We start from the raw sequence: 527 nt of genomic DNA, 5'->3' as shown, positions 1-527 counted from the left end.
CCAGCGAGGCCGCGTCGGCGTCCAGGCAGAACACCGGCAAGCCGCCGGTCGGCACGGATGCCAACAGGCGTTGCTGGGTCAGCAGCACCACCGGCGCAGCGTCTTCCAACATGTAGGCCAGGCGGTCGGCCGGATAGGCCGGGTCCAGCGGCACGTACGCACCGCCGGCCTTCAGGATGGCCAGCAGGCCCACCATCATCTCCAGCGAGCGCTCCACGCACAGCCCCACCAGCACGTCCGGGCCCACGCCCAGCGTGCGCAGATGGTGCGCCAGGCGGTTGGCCCGCGCATTCAGCTCGCCATACGTCAGCGATACATTGTCATACTCCAGTGCCACGCGATCCGGCGAGGCCGCAGCGCGTTCCTCGAACAGCGCCGGCATCATCGACGCCGCCCCGTAGTCGCGCGCCGTGTCGTTCCACTCCACCAGCAACTGGCGGCGTTCGGCGTCGTCCAGCATGTCCAGATCCTGGATGCGGCGCTCAGGGTTGGCCACGATGGCCTCCACCAGCCGGGTGAAATGCGCC

1 protein-coding gene is annotated in these 527 nt (G+C 69.3%); it reads right to left on the bottom strand.

From position 1 onward, the window contains the following. The coding region (locus DUGA2_RS32345) for an AMP-binding protein (protein ID WP_141753466.1) at positions 1-527 on the bottom strand (527 nt) is incomplete at both ends.

It is taken from the genome of Duganella sp. HH101 (assembly GCF_001758795.1).
Taxonomy (GTDB): Bacteria; Pseudomonadota; Gammaproteobacteria; order Burkholderiales; family Burkholderiaceae_D; genus Rugamonas; species Rugamonas rivuli.
The sequence above is the reverse complement of the archived record's forward strand: the minus strand, read 5'-3'. Positions and strand labels throughout refer to the sequence as shown.